18 protein-coding genes are annotated in these 19,279 nt (G+C 50.8%); 9 read left to right on the top strand and 9 right to left on the bottom strand.

Going from position 1 to position 19,279, the window contains the following annotated elements; all coding sequences use genetic code 11:
* Nucleotides 1-217: 217 nt before the first annotated feature.
* Nucleotides 218-1,753, top strand: coding sequence for a SpoVR family protein (locus AFK66_RS08230; protein WP_007775756.1), 1,536 nt, complete (start codon nucleotides 218-220; stop codon nucleotides 1,751-1,753).
* 58 nt (nucleotides 1,754-1,811) lie between these two features.
* On the opposite strand, the gene fadR is transcribed toward AFK66_RS08230, so the two are convergent.
* Nucleotides 1,812-2,531, bottom strand: coding sequence for a fatty acid metabolism transcriptional regulator FadR (fadR, locus tag AFK66_RS08225; RefSeq protein WP_007775758.1), 720 nt, complete (start codon nucleotides 2,529-2,531; stop codon nucleotides 1,812-1,814).
* 210 nt (nucleotides 2,532-2,741) lie between these two features.
* Here fadR and nhaB point away from each other — a divergent pair, with 210 nt between their 5' ends.
* The 8 genes from nhaB to AFK66_RS21325 all read left to right on the top strand — a co-directional run bounded on the left by nhaB (nucleotide 2,742) and on the right by AFK66_RS21325 (nucleotide 9,065).
* Nucleotides 2,742-4,304, top strand: coding sequence for a sodium/proton antiporter NhaB (nhaB, locus tag AFK66_RS08220; RefSeq protein ID WP_007775763.1), 1,563 nt, complete (start codon nucleotides 2,742-2,744; stop codon nucleotides 4,302-4,304).
* Between the two features lie 136 nt (nucleotides 4,305-4,440).
* On the top strand, nucleotides 4,441-4,974 hold the full coding sequence (gene dsbB, locus AFK66_RS08215; RefSeq protein WP_007775765.1) for a disulfide bond formation protein DsbB: 534 nt from the start codon (nucleotides 4,441-4,443) through the stop codon (nucleotides 4,972-4,974).
* A gap of 152 nt (nucleotides 4,975-5,126) precedes the next feature.
* Nucleotides 5,127-5,216, top strand: a complete 90-nt coding sequence (locus tag AFK66_RS23240) for a hypothetical protein (RefSeq protein WP_085958917.1) — start codon at nucleotides 5,127-5,129, stop codon at nucleotides 5,214-5,216.
* 223 nt (nucleotides 5,217-5,439) lie between these two features.
* A complete protein-coding gene (locus tag AFK66_RS08210) occupies nucleotides 5,440-5,670 on the top strand; it encodes a hypothetical protein (RefSeq protein WP_007775767.1) in 231 nt (76 codons plus the stop codon).
* A gap of 165 nt (nucleotides 5,671-5,835) precedes the next feature.
* Nucleotides 5,836-5,928 (top strand): stress response membrane protein YncL, encoded by a 93-nt coding sequence (gene yncL / locus AFK66_RS23235; RefSeq protein ID WP_071603029.1) that lies wholly within the window; start codon nucleotides 5,836-5,838, stop codon nucleotides 5,926-5,928.
* Nucleotides 5,929-6,346: 418 nt separating this feature from the next.
* Nucleotides 6,347-6,709 carry a GtrA family protein gene (locus tag AFK66_RS08205; protein ID WP_007775768.1) on the top strand — a complete coding sequence of 121 codons (363 nt, stop codon included), beginning with the start codon at nucleotides 6,347-6,349 and terminating at the stop codon, nucleotides 6,707-6,709.
* Entirely contained in the window at nucleotides 6,706-7,623 is a 918-nt protein-coding gene (locus AFK66_RS08200; RefSeq protein ID WP_059223196.1) for a glycosyltransferase family 2 protein, read from the top strand. Before AFK66_RS08205 ends, AFK66_RS08200 begins: the two co-directional genes overlap by 4 nt.
* A complete protein-coding gene (locus AFK66_RS21325; protein ID WP_007775782.1) occupies nucleotides 7,620-9,065 on the top strand; it encodes a glucosyltransferase domain-containing protein in 1,446 nt (481 codons plus the stop codon). The genes AFK66_RS08200 and AFK66_RS21325 overlap by 4 nt, the downstream gene beginning before the upstream one ends.
* A 20-nt stretch (nucleotides 9,066-9,085) precedes the next feature.
* Here AFK66_RS21325 and AFK66_RS22620 read toward each other — a convergent pair whose 3' ends face one another.
* The 8 genes from AFK66_RS22620 to AFK66_RS08160 form a co-directional block, all read right to left on the bottom strand.
* Complete coding sequence (locus AFK66_RS22620; RefSeq protein ID WP_038882437.1) at nucleotides 9,086-11,230, bottom strand: tail fiber/spike domain-containing protein; 2,145 nt, start codon at nucleotides 11,228-11,230, stop codon at nucleotides 9,086-9,088.
* A 56-nt stretch (nucleotides 11,231-11,286) separates the two neighbouring features.
* Nucleotides 11,287-13,764, bottom strand: coding sequence for a host specificity factor TipJ family phage tail protein (locus tag AFK66_RS08190; protein WP_032967906.1), 2,478 nt, complete (start codon nucleotides 13,762-13,764; stop codon nucleotides 11,287-11,289).
* Complete coding sequence (locus tag AFK66_RS08185; protein ID WP_050555926.1) at nucleotides 13,751-14,167, bottom strand: NlpC/P60 family protein; 417 nt, start codon at nucleotides 14,165-14,167, stop codon at nucleotides 13,751-13,753. Before AFK66_RS08185 ends, AFK66_RS08190 begins: the two co-directional genes overlap by 14 nt.
* Entirely contained in the window at nucleotides 14,130-14,600 is a 471-nt protein-coding gene (locus AFK66_RS08180) for a hypothetical protein (protein ID WP_032967903.1), read from the bottom strand. The genes AFK66_RS08185 and AFK66_RS08180 overlap by 38 nt, the downstream gene beginning before the upstream one ends.
* Entirely contained in the window at nucleotides 14,600-15,097 is a 498-nt protein-coding gene (locus tag AFK66_RS08175; RefSeq protein ID WP_007779747.1) for a hypothetical protein, read from the bottom strand. Before AFK66_RS08175 ends, AFK66_RS08180 begins: the two co-directional genes overlap by 1 nt.
* The gene (locus tag AFK66_RS08170) at nucleotides 15,097-18,027 is read right to left on the bottom strand and encodes a phage tail length tape-measure protein 1 (protein WP_007779743.1); all 2,931 of its coding nucleotides are present in this window, start codon (nucleotides 18,025-18,027) and stop codon (nucleotides 15,097-15,099) included. The genes AFK66_RS08175 and AFK66_RS08170 overlap by 1 nt, the downstream gene beginning before the upstream one ends.
* A gap of 59 nt (nucleotides 18,028-18,086) precedes the next feature.
* Nucleotides 18,087-18,464, bottom strand: coding sequence for a hypothetical protein (locus tag AFK66_RS08165; RefSeq protein WP_032967902.1), 378 nt, complete (start codon nucleotides 18,462-18,464; stop codon nucleotides 18,087-18,089).
* 72 nt (nucleotides 18,465-18,536) lie between these two features.
* Nucleotides 18,537-19,226, bottom strand: coding sequence for a DUF6246 family protein (locus AFK66_RS08160; RefSeq protein ID WP_007779740.1), 690 nt, complete (start codon nucleotides 19,224-19,226; stop codon nucleotides 18,537-18,539).
* Nucleotides 19,227-19,279 lie beyond the last annotated feature (53 nt).

Below are 19,279 nucleotides of genomic sequence, written 5' to 3'. Positions count from 1 at the left end.
CTTTCCCCGTCGCAGCATGGATGGCGCTTTCAGAATCTCCTGCTTCCCTTCCCTTTCCGACAAAATAAAATTCTGTGACGCCCGGCATTTACCGACAGGCAGGCTCAGGAAATCGCGCAGAAAAAATTTTTGCCGTGGCGCTGATAAGTCGGGGGTGATCTATGCTTGAAATTAAAGCTCTCCCCGGATGAGAGCCGCTAACAATGAGGGCGCGCTGATGGCTACCGTAACTGATTCCCTGAAAAAGGATACCCAACGTCTGAGCGACGGACCGGACTGGACATTCGAGCTGCTGGATGTCTATCTCGCTGAAATCGATCGCGTGGCGAAACTCTACCGGCTGGACACTTACCCGCATCAGATTGAGATAATCACCTCCGAACAGATGATGGACGCGTATTCCAGCGTCGGGATGCCGATTAACTACCCGCACTGGTCATTTGGTAAGAAATTCATCGAGACCGAGCGGCTCTACAAACATGGGCAGCAAGGGCTGGCCTATGAAATCGTGATTAACTCCAATCCGTGTATCGCGTATCTGATGGAAGAGAACACCATTACCATGCAGGCGCTGGTAATGGCGCACGCCTGTTACGGCCACAACTCGTTTTTTAAAAATAACTATCTGTTCCGCAGCTGGACCGACGCCAGCTCGATTGTTGATTACCTGATTTTCGCCCGTCATTACATTACCGAGTGCGAAGAGCGCTACGGCGTGGATGAAGTGGAGAAGCTGCTGGATTCATGTCACGCGCTGATGAATTACGGCGTGGATCGTTATAAACGCCCGCAGAAGATCTCGCTCCAGGAAGAGAAAGCGCGCCAGAAAAGCCGCGAAGAGTATCTGCAAAGCCAGGTCAATATGCTGTGGCGCACGCTCCCCAGACGTGAAGAGGAGAAAGCCGTCGAGGCGCACCACCGCTTCCCGGCCGAGCCGCAGGAGAACCTGCTCTACTTTATGGAGAAGAACGCTCCGCTGCTGGAGCCGTGGCAGCGCGAGATCCTGCGCATCGTGCGTAAGGTGAGCCAGTATTTCTACCCGCAGAAACAGACGCAGGTGATGAACGAAGGCTGGGCAACCTTCTGGCATTACACCATCCTGAACCATCTCTATGATGAAGGGAAAGTGACCGAGCGCTTTATGCTGGAATTTTTACACAGCCACACCAACGTGGTATTCCAGCCTCCGTATAACAGCCAGTGGTACAGCGGCATTAACCCGTACGCCCTCGGCTTCGCTATGTTCCAGGATATCAAGCGTATCTGCCAGAACCCGACCGACGAAGACCGCCACTGGTTCCCGGATATCGCCGGATCCGACTGGCTGGAAACACTGCATTTCGCGATGCGCGACTTCAAAGACGAGAGCTTTATTAGCCAGTTCCTGTCACCAAAAGTCATGCGCGATTTCCGCTTCTTTACGGTGCTCGATGACGATCGCAACAACTATCTGGAAATTGAGGCGATCCACAACGAAGAGGGCTACCGGGCGATTCGTAATGAGCTGTCGGCACAGTATAACCTGAGCAACCTGGAGCCAAATATTCAGGTGTGGAACGTTAACCTGCGCGGCGACCGCGCGCTGACGCTGCGCTACATTCCGCAGCACCGCGCGCCGCTCGATAAGGGCCGTCGGGAAGTGCTGAAACATGTGCATCGCCTGTGGGGTTTCGACGTGCTGCTGGAGCAGCAGAACGAAGACGGCAGCGTGGAGCTGCTGGAGCGCTGCCCGCCGCGGATCAATACGCTCTGACGCGCGCCCAACAAAAAAGGCTTCCCGAAGGAAGCCTTTTTTATGTTTGCGCCATGCGTTAACGGCTGTGCATCGCCAGATCGCCCGGCAGGTTTTTCTGCATCCGGTGCCAGATCTCGCCGCTTTCACGGCCATAAGTACGCACCACGTCGTAGACCTGATCGTGCAGCCCTTCGCGCGAGAGCGTGCCGAGCTTATGGTAAAAGCCCAGCGCCAGGCTGCGCGCTTCCGGGTTGGAGAAATAGTGGCGGCCGATGCGGGTGTAAAGCCCTTTCATGCCGTTGAGAATCAGCCCGTAGATCGGATTGCCGGAGGCGAACGCCAGACCGCGGAAAATGTTGTAATCGAGCTCCGCGAAAGCGTCTGCGTGGTCTTCGACTTCATCCGCCGTCGCGAGCACTTCGCGCGCGCGATCCGGGTGCATACGCAGCGCGGTACGAATAAAAATCGTCGCGATGTTGGTGCGCACGGAAAGCAGGTTGTCGATAAGCTGCGGGACGCTTTCGTGGTCGAGACGCGCCAGCGTTTCGAGAATATTGAGGCCTGAAGTTTCCCAGAAGTTGTTTACTTTCGTTGGCTTACCGTGCTGGATAGTCAGCCAGCCATCGCGCGCCAGGCGCTGTAACACTTCGCGCAGGGTGGTGCGCGTAACGCCAATCAGTTCAGAGAGTTCGCGTTCAGCAGGCAGAATAGATCCCGGAGGGAAGCGGTTATTCCAGATGCTTTCAATAATGTACTCTTCCGCGAAACCCGCCGGGCTCTGCGCCTTAATCACCATAATGAGCTTTCCAATACACCTGAGATGCAAAATTCACTCATCATACCAGACGCGCCGGGGCGCAGATAGCATGACGAAATGTAAAAAAGGGATCGTGGTTCGGTTTTTAACAATCCCCACCGGCCCGCCATACGCGCCTGCGGCTTGATTGCCGCACCACTGCCGGGTACCCTGACATGTTAACGAAAAATAACCGTAAAGGATCATGGCATGGAAATTTCATATGGCCGGGCGTTGTATCGTAACTTTTTAGGACAATCTCCGGACTGGTACAAGCTTTGTTTACTTGGCTTTTTGATTCTTAATCCTCTGGTTTTCTGGGTAAGCCCCTTCACCGCCGGCTGGCTGCTGGTCATTGAGTTTATCTTCACGCTGGCGATGGCGCTGAAGTGCTACCCTCTGCTGCCGGGCGGGCTGTTGGCCGTCGAGGCGCTGTTTATCGGGATGACCAGCGCCGAACACGTGCGCGAAGAAGTGGCAAATAACCTCGCCGTCGTGCTGTTGCTGATTTTTATGGTGGCGGGCATTTATTTTATGAAGCAGTTGCTGCTGCTCATTTTCACCCGCCTGCTGTTGGGCATTCGCTCTAAAACCCTGCTCTCGCTGGCATTCTGCTTTGCGGCGGCGTTTCTTTCCGCGTTTCTCGACGCGCTGACGGTCGTTGCTGTAGTGATTAGCGTGGCGGTGGGCTTTTACGGTATCTACCATCGCGTCGCGTCGAATCGTGATGAGGGGCAGGAGCTGGTAGATGATGCCCAGCTTGACGACGAACGCCGCGCCACGCTTGAGCGCTTTCGCGCGTTTCTGCGCAGTCTGATGATGCACGCGGGCGTCGGCACTGCGCTTGGCGGCGTGATGACGATGGTCGGTGAGCCGCAGAACCTGATTATCGCGCACGCGGCAGGCTGGGGCTTCGGCGATTTCCTGCTGCGCGTCGCGCCCGTGAGCGTGCCGGTCTTTATCTGCGGCATCCTCACCTGCATTCTCGTAGAGAAAACCAAATCGTTTGGCTATGGCGAACCGCTGCCGGAGCCGGTGCGTAAGATCCTGCGCGAATACGACGACAAGAGCCGTCAGAAGCGTACCCGTCAGGACACCATGAAGCTGATTATCCAGGCGCTTATCGGCGTGTGGCTGATTACCGCGCTGGCGCTGCATCTGGCTGAAGTGGGACTGATTGGTCTTTCGGTCATTATTCTCGCCTCCTCGCTGTGCGGCGTCACCGACGAGCACGCTATCGGCAAAGCATTTACCGAAGCGCTGCCCTTTACCGCCCTGCTGACTGTGTTCTTCGCCGTAGTTGCCGTTATCATCGACCAGCATCTGTTCGCGCCGATTATCGCGTATGTGCTAGAAGCCTCGCCGCATAACCAACTGTCGTTGTTCTATCTCTTCAACGGCCTGCTGTCGTCGATTTCCGATAACGTGTTTGTCGGCACTGTGTATATCAACGAGGCGAAAAGCGCGCTGCAACAGGGCGTTATCGACGCGAAACAGTTTGAGATGCTGGCGGTGGCAATCAACACTGGCACCAACCTGCCGTCCGTCGCCACGCCTAACGGCCAGGCGGCGTTTCTGTTCCTGCTGACGTCAGCCCTGGCGCCGCTAATCCGTCTTTCCTATGGCCGCATGGTCTGGATGGCGCTGCCGTATACAATCGTACTGACGCTGGTGGGGCTCGCCTGTGTACAGTTTACGCTGGTGCCGTTCACCGACTGGCTGCTGCAAAGCGGCTGGGTCAGCACGCCTGCCACCACGGCGCTGCTGCATTAATCGCAAATCGGGCCTTCGCGGCCCGATTTTTTGTTTATAGGCAGGGGTTTAATGCGTTATTTTTGATGTGGCTAGTGGCGTCTAACCCGTTTTCGTTTACACTGCCGGTTCAACGCAGATTGCAGAGATAATCATTATGTTGCGATATTTAAACCAGTGTTCGCGTGGGCGCGGCGCATGGCTGTTGCTGGCGCTCACCGCTTTCGCGCTGGAGATGGTGGCGCTGTGGTTCCAGCATGTCATGATGCTGAAGCCATGCGTATTGTGTATTTATGAACGTTGTGCGCTGTTTGGCGTCATGGGCGCAGGGCTGGTGGGAGCCATTGCACCAAAAACCCCGTTACGCTTTGTCGCGATGGGCATCTGGATCTACAGCGCCTGGAAAGGCCTGATGCTCTCCATTGAGCACACAAACATCCAGTTGCACCCTTCGCCGTTTGTCACCTGCGATTTCGCAGCCCGTTTCCCGACCTGGCTGCCGCTCGACAAATGGCTGCCACAGGTGTTTGTCGCCAGCGGCGACTGCGCCGAGCGCCAGTGGTCCTTCCTGACGCTGGAGATGCCGCAGTGGCTGATAGGCATTTTCACCGCCTATCTGGTGGTTGCCCTGCTGGTGCTGCTGGCGCAGGCGTTCAAACCCAAAAAACGCGATCTTTTCGGCCGCTACTGAGAGCTTCTCACTTGCGCCACACCACGCCCACCGCGCTCCGGCCGGTGGGCGTTTTTATTGGTTCTGGATACGCATTGCCCTCTGCCGCCTGGCTTGTTCTGCTTTCTGCTGTCTATACTTAACAGGTGTTTGATTAACGACAGGAGAACGTGATGAATAACTATCCGCTGAACGTCGAAAAAGATGATCCGAACGAAGCACCGGAATCTGGCGATAAAAGACCCAGTCCGAATCAGAAGTAATCCTAAGGTCGCGCAGGCGGCCTTTTTTTATACTTTTTATTTACAAATGCTGCTTTATTACACAGACAGAGATTTACGTATCTTTACTGTCAAAACAAAGAGTTAATTATTACTACAATAGATAAAGGCTATCAGTTCAATCACTATAAAAAGGTGAATTGTATCAAGGCAAGAGATGTGCTATTTGTGTGGGCAGATGATTTTGCTAAACCTTCCCGGCACTATGAACCCACTGATTTTACGTGACGATATTTGCATTAAAGCCGTTCTTACGGCGTCCGGTACGCTGCGCGGCGTCTCGCTTATTCGACAATCTGATAATGAAACGCTGATGACCATCATTGCACAGCCCTGCAGTCATCTTGAAGAGCAGGTTGTCCGCTTTTTGTCCCTTACAGATGATGAACGCATTGCGCTGCGTCAGTTCCTTGAGCAATTCGGCGAACCGGAATAATTGGTTATTGCGCGGCAATAAATGAAAATGCAATTATTCAGGCATGCTTAAGAAATATCTCAGAATGCACTGCGCGAATAATCTGATTTTTGAAAATTGAAGATGCGCCGCAATAAACAATAGCTATACTCCCTGTGTCGTAAACAAGATGCCCCGGAGTATCGTATGGAGATTTCAAGCAGAACTGCGGTTTTACTTAATATGTTCGCCTTTGCTGGTCTACTCCTTTCCTTATCCGTCAGGTTTGGCTGGATCTGAGGCCCACTGAGCCTCGCGCCCCTCAGCAAACCCGCTGGCCATGTGGTGTCCCCCTGCTCTGGCGGGCGAGAAGAAGCGCAAAAGCTGATATACCGGATAAAAAAAAGCCGCTCCTGATTAGCGGCTTTTTTATATGTTTTATTTAGCGGCGTTAATATTCGCGGCCATCATAAAAGGCGATATGCGATTATTCTGCCCAATCCGGTTTGTTTAAAATAGGCAGCCGTTCAGCGTGGAAGCGTGTTGATGTGGTAGAAAACTAGGCTACAAGCAATGCATTAGCGCAAGACGAATCGACACCTTCCGAGGTTTTGAGTTGTTTTGCGCTAATTTTTTGCCCCATGCATGCCCCACTCACCGTCGATCGATGCCGCGTCCGATGATAGACTCTTCCCCTTCAAATCTAACGGACTTAGATATGCTCAAGCTCTTCACGAAGTACGCCTCCGTGGGCGTGCTCAACACGCTAATCCATTGGGTAGTATTCGCAGCATGCTTCTATGCATTAGGAACCAGCCAGGCGCTGGCGAACTTCAGCGGATTCGTTGTTGCGGTAAGCTTTAGCTTCTTTGCAAACGCCCGCTTTACGTTCAACAGTTCTACGACCACGACGCGCTACATGCTTTACGTAGGTTTCATGGGATCGCTTAGCGCGGCTGTCGGATGGGCTGCTGATAAATGCTCTCTCCCGCCACTGTTAACGCTTGTCGTGTTCTCTGCTATCAGCCTGGTGTGCGGGTTTATCTATTCGAAATACATCGTCTTCAGGGAAGCAAAATGAAGATTTCACTCGTCGTCCCTGTCTTCAATGAAGAAGACACTATCCCTATTTTCTATAAAACCGTCAGGGAATATGAGCCGCTTAAATCATTTGAGGTGGAGATCGTATTCATTAATGATGGTAGTAAAGACGCTACAGAGTCGATTATCAATGCGCTGGCCGTTTCAGATCCGCTCGTGGTGCCTTTGTCCTTTACTCGTAACTTCGGCAAAGAGCCCGCGCTATTTGCAGGTCTGGACCACGCCACCGGCGACGCAGTGATTCCAATAGACGTAGATTTGCAGGACCCGATTGAAGTTATCCCGCAACTGATAGAACGCTGGCAGGCTGGCGCAGATGTCGTGCTGGCTAAGCGCACAGACCGCTCCACAGACGGTAGGCTGAAGCGCAAGAGCGCTGAAATGTTCTATAAACTTCACAACAAAATCAGCAATCCGCAGATTGAAGAGAATGTCGGCGACTTTCGCCTGATGTCTCGGGAGGTTGTAGAGAATATCAAGCTGCTTCCTGAGCGAAACCTGTTCATGAAAGGAGTGCTGTCATGGGTAGGTGGGCGCACTGATGTGGTTGAGTATTCGCGCGCAGAACGCGTGGCAGGAAGTACCAAATTTAACGGATGGAAGCTCTGGAACCTTGCGCTGGAAGGGATTACCAGCTTCTCAACCTTCCCTCTGCGGATGTGGACGTACATTGGCTTGTTAGTGGCCGGGCTGTCTTTCCTCTATGGTGCATGGATGATTGTCGACACGTTGGCCTTTGGTAACCCTGTTCGCGGATACCCATCCCTGCTGGTATCTATTCTTTTTCTGGGTGGCGTGCAGCTAATCGGGATAGGAGTTTTGGGTGAGTATATTGGAAGAATTTACACTGAGGTTAAAAAGCGCCCGCGCTACATATTGAGGGGTAAAAAATGAGGGATTTCCGTTTAGAAAAAATACATGCTATTTTTCCGATATTTCTTGCTATCTTCCTAATACAATTTTGGGGGTTAACGCCATACTATGACGATTTACATAGATTTAGCTCAACAACAACCAACCTAGCTAATCAAGGTAGACCTTTCACGGAGTGGCTATATTTTACTTACAACCTTTTTGAAAGTAAAATATTTCCCAATATATACAATTTCAACCTAGTTGCCATATGGTTTATATCTATTTTGTCTTACTTTCTTGTAGTCAGAAAGCATGATGAAAATCTGAAAGTGCCAGTTACCGCTCTTTTTATTTGCATATTTTCCTCACCTGGAATAATTCAGAGCATGGCGTTTCATGTTGACAACATAGGAATGACTATCTCAATGATGGCGTCTGTAATTGCAGGGTCATTTGTGAGAAACTTGAGTTTAAGATGTGTTTTAGCACAAACTCTTACACTATGTGTGGCAACCTTTTTTTATCAATTATCTTTTAATTACTATATAGCAGCAAGTGCAATATTTTTACTGTTGCACTCTCTGCACAATAAAGTACCCACATATGCAATTGCAAGGGCATCGTTAGTAAAGTTGATTCCAATTTTTTGTGCCGTATCCATGGCCTTGCTGTATAAACACTTTTTCGCTCATGATCAATATTTTAATGAGCACAGTTCATTTATGACAGTTCAGGATTTTCTTAACGGCAGGCTAACTAGAAATATTAACGTAATGTCTTGGGCGTTATCCTTAACTTATAATAATCTACAACTATTAGTTTTTAAAATCCTGACTTTCCTATCATTTGCTTCTTGGTTATACATGATGATTAAAGCGTCATCCAGACGGGATGCTGGCTCTGCATTATCTTTATTGATTGCGCCGCCCGTAGTATGCTTAATGGTTGTTCTTCCATCTTTATTGGTTTATAACCCTGTTATTGAACAGCGAACATTAACTACTGTTTCACTTGTTCTGGCGTTGCTTGTATGTCTTTGCATTAATATAAGGCTTGCCAATAGAATTTCTGTTTGGTGCATCTCTATACTTTCTGTATTTAATATTATGACAGCATCCGCTTTTGTTTCTGCTCAAAATTACTCTACAGAAAGAACATCAATGATTCTGAGTGATGTTTATTATCATGTTCCTGATAATTATTTCAGTGACGATGGATCTGTGACGATATATGTTCCGATGAGCAAGACACCATCTAAAAGCGGAGAAATGATAAACAACCTGAATTATTTTCCGCCGTTAAGAATGATGGTTATGGATTACTTTTATTCTGCCTATCAAACAAATGCTCTTCTGCGTTACAAGAATATTGGAATGAATGTCACATATACAAAAGAATTATGCGCAACCAAGCCATTGATAGTTAGAAGAAATTACACCATAAGTGATTGCGATGGAGTCCCTTATGTTCAATTCAAATAAGCCCCTTTCGGGGCTTTTTTTTAGTTAAGCCTTGCGCCTATTGTTACCTGCATTGGACTGTTGGAGTTGGTTAGCCTTACCAAGAATGTAAGCTGATTTACCGTGCTTGAGGATGCAATGTAGGTTATTGAATCAACCTGAGGAGGTATAGAGCTCCCATTGGAAGCGTCAATAACAATGTGGGGAGTTACTTCTGAGGCTGCTGGCAGATAGGGTAGAGAAAGTCCGGTTATCGATATTGTCTGCACTGTTGTGATTCCAGTGTTAACAGCCCCCGCTCCTCCTCGTATAACTCCAATGTTAGAACCTGAATCAGAATAAAGTTTTAGCATTGCTCTATTATGGGTTGTCTCACTTTCCATGCCAATTTGCCATGTAGTGAGATTCCCCATATTCTTAATTTCACCCTGCAGGTGACCGCCAACCAGACGTACGCCGACATTTGCAAAACCGATAGCAATGTTAATATAGTGATATCCAGAGCTTGCTACTATGCAGCTACTGGCTGTAGCACGGTTATCGGTTCCAAAGAACCCTTTCAATACTCCGCTGTTTATTCGATTGTTCGCCCCTTCCAGAACTACACCAGTTCCTCTCAAGGCGTCTCCTACCGTAGGGCTCCTGCTAATTTTTAGGCATTCAATTATATTGAATTGTCCTGCCATATAAAGCAACACGCCAGAGTAGTCCGGGATAGTCGCATCACCTCCAGATTGCACGCACTCAACAGAGCCAAAGTTGCTGGCCCGGGTATTAGAGCACTCAATTATTAACGCGGCAGGCATCAGTGAGCCGTGTTTTGCTATGACTTTTTGTTGGCTTATTTCGTGATAATCAAGTTTCCCACCTTGTACGTAGCTGCTGGATTTAAACCACCCTGCTACGCAGCAACTTTCAAGGATGAGTGAGTCATACTTTATCCTGATAAAGAATGTAGAGGTGTTTCCTCCAGCCACCAACCCGTAGCCATTGTAATTACCATAGCTATGGAAGAAACCAAGATCTACGTTTCGCCACACCCTGAAGTTAGCCACGAGCTCATCTGGCTGCCAGAATGAAAACGTGTCAGTTGCTGATGTGAAACCGTCGCCAGCCCCTACAATTTCAACGTCATCAAGAAAGTAATCTTGTGCTTCACAGTGCCAGCAGTCATTACCGCAGAACTGGATTCGGATGGTGCGGATCATGCCTATGTGCGCCCAACCTCGGTTCGGATCTGCAGCCATATAAAGACTACGGTTCGTCCCCCAATCGAGAGTAACCAGCCCTACTGAAGGAACGTAAATTATCTTGATGTTATCCAGGATAATGTTGGCTCCAGCCAAAAGAACGCCGCAACCAACGTCTTTAGCCGGTGTGCCTGAATAGTTGGACTTGTTACCATGAACGGTAACGTTACGCAGACCAGAGCTATAGCAAGCTGGAACCACCTGAGAGGCGCTATCGGTCTTATAGGTCAGATATCCCTGCCCCATAATTACAGCATTACCAGTCCATCCATTTGGTGCCATGATCATGGACGTTTCTTTTGTAACACCTTCGATTACCACTCGCGGTTTCAGTGTTAAATTCGCTGCCCGGTAAACCTTTGGACCCAATCGAACAACCCCGCCACCATTGTTGAATGACCAGTCGATAGCAGCCTGAATGGCTGCGGTGTCATTTGTAGCCCCATCACCTTTTGCTCCGAACTGCTCTGGAGTAACCCATTTAATTACATCCTTTAACGTCCCTCCTTCCTGCATACCTATCATTGAGCTCCCGGCATTGCTCAACAGCATAGTTTTAAGAGCAGCATCACCAATGCCAATCCACGCCCCTATGCCAATGCCGCCTGTTGAGGCAGGGGTAGATCCAGCAGGAACCGTCTTGGGAAGAGCCCCATCCCAGCGATAGTATTCACCTGTTGAGTCATCACGTAGAGCCTGATTAGGCAGAGTGATAACAGCACCATCCTGGAATGATTCGACAAGAATCCATCCATATTGTGCGATAGTTTGCTGCGCCAACCAACGCAGCCCTTCAATGGTGTAATGCTGATTTCCAAATCGGTCAGTGTAGGTATTTACCAGCGAAGTGACGAACTCGTCGATCTTCCCGGCATTAAACTTGAGGTCGCGCGGCGATTCACTGGGAACTGCATTTTGAGTAGGTTGCGTAGCCATATTTTTTCCATAAAAAAACCCGGCTCGGTAGCCGGGTCGTGATGGTTGAATGGGTGTTATGAGTAAATCGAGTCGCTATATTCTGAGACTGTTAGTGATACGGTATTATCGGTATTTGGTTTGATGCTGTTGACCGTCCATAACTGGCTATCCAGTTCTTCTACTGTCGCAATGAGATAACGCGACGGTAGCTGCACCGTGTCTCCATTCCAGATATTGAGCTGAATGTTGGGTATGGCCGCGGTAAATCCGTATTTGGTGTCCGTTCGAGGCGAAGCTGGATAGCGTAACGTCGGATTTCCCAGGCTGTCTGTGACAAGCACATACATCGAACCAGAGAATGTGATCGGTTCGCTGGTATCGAAGTTGTTTCCGGCGCGCCCGGTAATATAACCCTGCTGCTGATTACTGTCGTAGATGTCAGGCATCTGAATGACACTACCCACCTGAATGATCCCGTCTTCGAAAACTTTTGCATTCATCTTCACACGCGAATAAATAAGGCGTTTAACTTCCCTCATCGCCCTTTCACGCGCCTGATACTCGTTGCGGAATCCGACAATCTCCAGTTTGTTCGGATTCTCTGCCTCCTGCTCAACGATAGCGCCGTTCAGCACGCGATAATTGATGTATGTCTTGTTGTTCGTTGTGGGATGAACATAGGACACCTGCACACCGTCATACCCTCCTGGTAGCGTGGCTTCGTACGTCATTTTGTACTCGTCCGTCTTCATGTTTGCCCGGTTGAATACTGCCGCCGGGTAGTCCACTTTCTGGTCTCTGGTGAATGTCAGTACACCATCATCCCAATAAGCGACAACACTGGCAGCATTACAGATAGCCTGGACACGATCTCCGAGCGAGTCGTTCTCGTCGTCAAACGTATAGTCGAAGTAGCCAAGACGCTCGTCAGGCAAACTTTCTGCAATAGAGTACAGGCCATATAAATCAATGCTGCTTTCGGGTTGCTCCCCCATAATCAGCCAGGTGTGCGCAACAGCATCCGCAAAGGAGCGCGACGGCCTCAGCGTGTAATCTACAACCTGGGTGTCCAGGTTGTAACTGATGGTGTGACGGGTTACCAACGCATTGTATTTTCGATCGCGACTGCCTAACGCATTTTCTGTTGCCCTTACCTTTACGCGAACGAGGGTATCTGTAGGATGAACAACATTACTCCTCACGTTAACGGCGTGTATCTCTTCGACCTTTAAAATTGAGTGGTCATTTGAATTGTTGGTGCGCTGGAAATTGATGGCATATTTACCAAAACCTCCCGCAGGCCTTATTTTGTCTGTTCGGTAAAATACTTCACTATCAGAATCGTGTGGCGTTCCCTGATGATAAACAAAAGTCTGCTGAGTACCAGGAATCTGGTTATAGTTGTCGTCTATTTTCCAGATGACAACTTTCCAGTCAGCGTAGTCTCCCCCACCCAGCGACGATTGAGTGTGCAGCCATAGCTCTCGTGATTCTACTGGCGAGAAAAACGGCCCAACCACCAAAGCCTCGTTATCATTAAGTATAAATTTGGTAGTATTAATTTTTGCCCCTGCCGGAATATCTGGAGGACCACTCAACTGGTTCATAGTAAATGTATACCAGCGGACAGGGTTGGTGACTGCTCCATCATTCGTCTCGACAGCCGATATTAACACGCCTGAAAAAAGCGCGTCTTTCGTAACAGAGCCCGTGGAAGTATTGTAAGTAACGTTTATGGTGAAGGTTACCGCGTGAGGTAATACGAGACCCATAAAATAGTCGAACTCAGTCTGTTTGACTATCTTCATGGATATTTGTCCGCCTGCATAGTTACCACTAACTACCGTGTTAGCCGATGCAGTTTCAACAGGAAAATTATCACTTTCGTTAGGGCCTGGAATTTCCTGTCCGTCCACATCATCAAAGGAATATCCTTCATTAATCGTAGGGATGGTTTCCCCTGGTTGATAAAACTGATATTCAGCGCCAGCCATACTGCCAAGGCTGGATTCTGAATATCTTACCGACTCGTAGTCATATTTCCCTATGCCTACGCACATCCATTCTGTGACGTACTTCAGCCCGCCATCATTTTCGCTTTGCCGGACGTATTCAAACAAGGATTCCTGAATCAGGTCAGGGAACGATCTGATTTGCCCGTAAATGTCAGGCTTAGCCTTATATACCCTAGCGGTGTTAGTTTGCCCTGTCAGACTGTTGTTGGGCGAGTCAACCGAATTTCCACCCGTATTAGCGATAGCAGGTTTGGGCGCAAGAAACGAAAAGACCTGCCCAACAACTTTAAAGATAGGGCTGAGTATGTCTTCCACAATGCCTTTTGGCTGGTCGAAAATCTGAATGACATCCAGCTCGCTCAGCTCAAACGCCAGCTCATCGTCGTCACTCAGCTTCACGCCGTTGCGGATGATCAGCAGGTCACGGTGAAAGGTGGCGTCATTGGCCGCCAGCCAGTCATAAAAAAGGGTGCCGTTTGGCACCCTGTAGCGTTCTTTTGGCGTCCCTGGGAAACGCTGAATCTCAATCAACGCCATATTCGAAAAACTCCACTTTAGTGAATGCCCGCTGAATGACCAGCAACGAGTCCATGCGCACGCTTCCGTTCTCGCCGCGAGAGTGCAACGCTTGCCTGTTGAGCACCAGTCCAACATGCGCCGGTTGTGCGCCTCGGTATCCCACGAATATTCCACCCTCTACCGGATTATCGACCTGACGCCAGAAGACTACGTCGCCCTGATAACAGGTGAAGAAGTCCTCGCCAGCTTCGTAGTCCGGTGTCTGGTGTAGCTCAATACCGAGCACGTGGCGGTAATAGAGAACAACCAGCCCCCAACAGTCTACTTTCTCGAACGAGCAGGCGCGGTTCGCCCAAGGCACGCCAATAACCCGCCTGACGAACTCAGAGGTACTGAAGTCCCGTGTATTCTTGCGGATCATAAAGTCGGCCTACGTTGTTGTTTAACGGGTTAGTTACTGAAAGGGTTACCGATGCAGCATCTGCGTCGATATCTACCGTTTTGACGTACAGTTGCCACGACTTAATCGGCGCAGACACATCTCCACTGTCGAATATCTGCCGCGTCGCTGTGATTGCCGTCAATCGGGATACTCCCTTCCACTTCTTCATCAGCGTTTTGATGTCCGATGAAAGGCGGCCAAGTTTCACAGTGGCATCAATCACAGGAGTCCCGCTTTGCTGGCTCTCTTCAATCTCGAAACGCGCAGGCTTGTAAACCTGGCCGCCAAGCGTTTTGTCGAAGAATTGCTTATCTACCAGGCGGACGTATCCGAATGACGGGTGATAGAAAGTGATGGTATCGAACAGTCCGCGCGTCGGTCGCTGTTGCTTGTATTCACGAAAGGACGGCATTACGGCACCCTCGGTAGTGATTCTGGGTCTCTGTTGTCAGGATAACCCGTTACAACGATATCCAGCCACGAATCCCACGGCGGCGGCAGCTCAACAATGATGTCGTCGAACTCGTCGTCAGGGTTATAGAGGTGGTTGGCTATAACGGTACCAGTCCAGGTCACCACGCCGCCGTCTATACTGGTTTGCACCGGCATCTGCGTGAAATGAAGCTCCTGAACCTGTAGGCCACTGCCGCCAATGTTGATGGGCATCCGAAACCAGTTAACGCCGCGGTTAAGGTAGTTCGGGCTGCGCAACCATTGCTGGAAAGCGCGTTCTTCATCAAGTGTGAAAATCCACGTCAGTGACCATGTGGTTTTTAGGTCGTCAGTAAGATTCTGGAAAATAGCCGGGCCGACTGCTGGCTGGTCAGTCTGAAACCCGGTGTCGAAGGTCATATTTTTGCTGGCCTTCTGCGCCAGCGGCAGCCAGTCAGGATAGTCGATAATAGCCATCAGCCCTGCCCTCTTGGCGTGCGTTTAACGTTCATATTGCTGGTTATGGCATTGCTGATTGGACCGCCATTGTTAAGGTCGGCGACGATTACATCCACAGTCACTCCACCATTGCCATCAGTTCCGGCCTGAGCATCCACAGAGGACGATGTGTAGTTCTGGATATTGATTACCACGCCGCCACCTGCCCCCGCCGTCATCTCCTTGTTGCTTATCACCCGGCCATTGTCGCCAGGAATCATATATTGCTTCCCGGTACTGGCCTGATAAATTTCTGGCATGCCACCTTCACCAACCTGATACATCCCACCCGCTGATACCGGGCCACCATTTTTGCGCTTGCCAAGTAGATTCGCACCAATTACGCCAGCGACCGCACCGAGCCCAATCGCCGCAGCGGTGCCCATAGACGCGATAGAAGAAAGGATTGCCGCAGGCGTCCATGCAGCAGCCACAGTGCCAGCCGCAGCAACGCTAGTTGCTGTTTGCACGCCGGTTGCAGCCGTCTGAACAGCAGTTACCGTGCCGATGGCCGCTGTCTGTGCCGCCTGGCCCATGATTGCTGACTTAACCCACTCAACACCCATTTGGACGAAGCTATTGATGAGGCTGTTCAGGACGGTGTTGCCAACAGAGCGGAGGGCATCGGAAGCGGTCATACTGCCCGTTATGATTCCGGTCAAAGCGTTAGAGGCGTTGCCAGCCAGGGCATCAAAAGATGCCGCCAGCGCCTCATTGCCAGCGCTCTGGTTGCGCCAGATTTCCCACTGGGCGGCAATCCGTGCTTTTTCATACTCATTATCAGCTGCCGCCCGCAGCGCCAGGGCGTTTTGATGAGTGATCAGGCTCTGCTGCTCAAAAGCCTGGATGAGTGCAATTTTGCGGGCATTCTCGTTAGCAAGCTGCTGCACCGGATCGACTGAACCGACAGCTTCCTGCTGCGGTGTTACCGCCTGTTGCGAGCGAATTTTGGCAAGATTCGCCTGGTGCGTAGCCTCAAGCCTCTCAGCCGTCTCGTTGTACTGCTCCTGGCTTATCTTTTTGGCATTCAGCGCAGTGTTCAGCGCCTCGACATCCTGCTTATAGCTCGCGTTCTCCCGCGCCTCAGGCAAAAGCTTTTCTGCGGCCGCCTGTGCTTTGATTGCGTTGGCGGTATCCCATTTTGCCGCAGCATAGGAGCGGGCCTCTGCAATCTGCGCCTGTGTCGCCGCTTTGCCCAGTGATTGCTCAGCGTTGAGCATTGCCTGCTCGCGGCTAAGCTCATTCGTTGTGCCGGCGGCAATCTCTGCCTGCTGCTTCAGGTTTGCGAGCTTTTGTGCGATGGACTCAGCTTGCGATGCTCCCTTTTTGTTTTCCGCGTTGAGCTTCTTCTGGGCTTCCGTGTTCTGGTACGTTGCCGCGGCGTCGTTTTCCATTTGCTTTGTATGCGGATCGTCTTTGGATAGACCCGCGTCTTCAGCCGCATACTGTGCCTGTAATCTGGCGCGCGCCTCTCCTTGCAGCTTCGACAGAGCCAGGTTGCGCTCTGACTGCTTTATCAGGTTTTTCTGTCCTGCGGTCAGGTTATCCGTTTCCTGCTTCAGCGCGGCGACGTTGCCTTTTGCGACAACGGCTTCCCGTGAAAGATTAACCAGCGTCCCGATAAATGCAGTGAGGGCCGTCTGCCCATCCTGTGTTGAGCTCTTCGTGTTCTGTAATTCAGTGGCGAGCCGCTGAAGAGCTTCTGGTGACGGGTTTTTGGCAATGTCAGATAACTGCTTACTGAACTCAAACGCCTGCTGTTCAGATATGCCGAACTTATCCGCTACTGCACCAACAGTGTTAGCAATGCTGTTCGTGGTAGCGCTGAAACGCTGTCCTGCGGCCAGAGCCTGCTTCATAGCCTGCGCGTAATTGCTGGTAGTAATGTTCAGCGCGGCAAGGCGGTCATTGAACCCATCAACGGAGGCATAACCACCGCCAAGCGCGGAAAGTGCTTTATCGCCGAACGAGAGCAGCGAACTTGATGCGTCGCTGATAGCTTTCGGTATTTTGTTGATCGCCTCGTTGTACTCCAGCAGCGCCTGATTGCGCATAAGAGTAGCTACCTGGGCATTGGTTTTAGCCAGGTAGGCGTATTTATCAGAAAGCGCGGCCACACCGTTTTGCGATACGGTAATGACCTTATCCATCGCTTCAGCAGCATCTTTCAGCGCGTCCATGGCGTTCTTGCCACCGTTGAGCGATGTGATCAGCACGCCAGCCAGTACAGAACTGAGCGCGATAAGGGCGCCCACGACTGCCCCGCCCGGGCCGAAAGCCCCAGCCAGTTGCGAGCCCTGCTGGGCGAATGCCACCAGCACGGATTGCCCGCCCTGCACCTGCACAATGAAGTCCTGCATCTGAAAGCCAGCCTGTTGAAGGCTCGTTTTCCAGCTTCCGGTTCCCTTTGCCCCCGTTTCAGCGCCGGTTTTCATATCGTAAAGGCGCCCGGTGAGCTCTCCGATGCGCTGCTTCTCTTCATCCGTGGCTTTTGAGCCAGCGCGCAATTGAGCAGCCAGGATAGCCGCACTACGAGCCGAACCTTCCTGCGCCTCTTCCAGCACAGCCAACTGATTGCCCAAAGCCTCGATAATGGACTCTGCACGGCTAAATTCGCTGCTCGCTCCACCAGCTCCGCTTCTGGCTTCATCCATTGCCCGCGCGATGGCGGTAACGTTCGTATTTAGCTTTTTCAGCGAACTGTCCATTGAGTTCGCATACCCGGCAAGCTCCGTAAACGAGTCACCTGTCGCAGCTGTGCTCTTGTCGAGACCAGCCATCTCCTGCCCGGTGGTTTTCGAGGCCGAATCAATCTGCTTTAGCGCCTTTTCAACGTCTTTCGCACCATCAAGGAGCTGCGCGGTGTCCAGCGAGATAGTGATATCAATGCCGCCGAGGTTCTCAGACATTTATTTTCTCCGGGCAATAAAAAACCCGCCGAAGCGGGGTTGCATGAAATCTGTTTTATTTATTTGCAGTGTCGATTATAAAGCGCGTCATTCGACTCTATCTCAGAACCAGCTGGTAACGCGGCCAGGTCACCAACCTGCTTAATGTTTCCGTTTTGAAGGACATGACCTCTGACCTTAAATTCAAATGTCCCACCCGAGTGAGTCATTTTGGCGTCGCCGCAAACCCACCCGCTGGTAGTAGTTGCCGAGTTATTTTCATCAGGATGAAAAGCCAGGCCAGAGTATGTGAATGGAGCAATTTTGTTCTCCTCACTCGCTTTGACCTTGAATATCTCAATGGCTTTGGCGCTGTTGTCATGATCCTTAGCCTGGTCACTGTCGTTGCAACCAGCAAGCAGCGTCATCAGCAGAGCGCATGAAGCAAGTCTTTTCACTTTGTTACCCTATCCCTTAATGAATACATTAAATCATATCAGTTAATGGGCAGAGCAGATGATTAATCAAAATCATGCAGCCGAACGAGGTGTGGTCATTTCTCGCTCCATCATCTCCTGCCATCGACGCTCATCTTCGTCCATCACCTGGTCATACTCTTCGCGGGTAAGGCCTTTCTGGTTCGGGTATTTTGCGTTAAGCAACAGGGCAAATTCGGTCATCGTAAGCCGTGCGGCTTCTTCAGCCGTAAGCCCAAAGTGAGTTCGCGCCGCGTTGATGTACTCAACCGCATTGAATTCTTTGGTGGTTTCGTTCGTTTCATGCCGCTGCAACTTGCGAACCCTGGCTTTGCCAATTATCCCGTGCGTCATCAGATGCTGCGCAATCACGATGATGTCATTGCGGCTCAGCTTTCCCGGTCGGTAAACGATATAGCGTGACCAGCCCTTCCACTCCCCGATCATTGGCGTAAGGTCATCATCACAACAGGCCTGCAAGACCTGCATTGCTGCTTTCAGAACCTTATCAGCGATCCGGTAGAGCTGCGGGTTAAGCCAGGAGGGAATCCCGCCGAGGTGCGCTGCGCACTGAGCCAGCAGGTTCTGCACCTCCACACCGTGAATCGTGGCATAAACGCGAACTATCTCTTCCCCGGTTCCGATGCGCGTCATAGCAGCGAACGAGGGCCGGAGAAGATAGTCATTCCCCCGCTCATCGCGGTCACTCAGCACCACTTCGCCCAGGTCTGTTAAAGGAATCATCTGACATCTCCATAAGCACTATCAAAGGCACCATTCGGTGCCTTTTGTACTGT

Source organism: Cronobacter malonaticus LMG 23826 (genome assembly GCF_001277215.2).
Taxonomy (GTDB): Bacteria; Pseudomonadota; Gammaproteobacteria; order Enterobacterales; family Enterobacteriaceae; genus Cronobacter; species Cronobacter malonaticus.
This window is presented reverse-complemented; position numbering and strand designations above follow the sequence as displayed.

Bases quoted from the DNA above. Each gene is read 5' to 3' on its own strand.
- AFK66_RS08230 (WP_007775756.1), top strand. From the start codon at position 218: ATGGCTACCGTAACTGATTCCCTGAAAAAGGATACCCAACGTCTGAGC.
- fadR (WP_007775758.1), bottom strand. From the start codon at position 2,531: ATGGTGATTAAGGCGCAGAGCCCGGCGGGTTTCGCGGAAGAGTACATT.
- nhaB (WP_007775763.1), top strand. From the start codon at position 2,742: ATGGAAATTTCATATGGCCGGGCGTTGTATCGTAACTTTTTAGGACAA.
- dsbB (WP_007775765.1), top strand. From the start codon at position 4,441: ATGTTGCGATATTTAAACCAGTGTTCGCGTGGGCGCGGCGCATGGCTG.
- AFK66_RS23240 (WP_085958917.1), top strand. From the start codon at position 5,127: ATGAATAACTATCCGCTGAACGTCGAAAAAGATGATCCGAACGAAGCA.
- AFK66_RS08210 (WP_007775767.1), top strand. From the start codon at position 5,440: ATGAACCCACTGATTTTACGTGACGATATTTGCATTAAAGCCGTTCTT.
- yncL (WP_071603029.1), top strand. From the start codon at position 5,836: ATGGAGATTTCAAGCAGAACTGCGGTTTTACTTAATATGTTCGCCTTT.
- AFK66_RS08205 (WP_007775768.1), top strand. From the start codon at position 6,347: ATGCTCAAGCTCTTCACGAAGTACGCCTCCGTGGGCGTGCTCAACACG.
- AFK66_RS08200 (WP_059223196.1), top strand. From the start codon at position 6,706: ATGAAGATTTCACTCGTCGTCCCTGTCTTCAATGAAGAAGACACTATC.
- AFK66_RS21325 (WP_007775782.1), top strand. From the start codon at position 7,620: ATGAGGGATTTCCGTTTAGAAAAAATACATGCTATTTTTCCGATATTT.
- AFK66_RS22620 (WP_038882437.1), bottom strand. From the start codon at position 11,230: ATGGCTACGCAACCTACTCAAAATGCAGTTCCCAGTGAATCGCCGCGC.
- AFK66_RS08190 (WP_032967906.1), bottom strand. From the start codon at position 13,764: ATGGCGTTGATTGAGATTCAGCGTTTCCCAGGGACGCCAAAAGAACGC.
- AFK66_RS08185 (WP_050555926.1), bottom strand. From the start codon at position 14,167: ATGATCCGCAAGAATACACGGGACTTCAGTACCTCTGAGTTCGTCAGG.
- AFK66_RS08180 (WP_032967903.1), bottom strand. From the start codon at position 14,600: ATGCCGTCCTTTCGTGAATACAAGCAACAGCGACCGACGCGCGGACTG.
- AFK66_RS08175 (WP_007779747.1), bottom strand. From the start codon at position 15,097: ATGGCTATTATCGACTATCCTGACTGGCTGCCGCTGGCGCAGAAGGCC.
- AFK66_RS08170 (WP_007779743.1), bottom strand. From the start codon at position 18,027: ATGTCTGAGAACCTCGGCGGCATTGATATCACTATCTCGCTGGACACC.
- AFK66_RS08160 (WP_007779740.1), bottom strand. From the start codon at position 19,226: ATGATTCCTTTAACAGACCTGGGCGAAGTGGTGCTGAGTGACCGCGAT.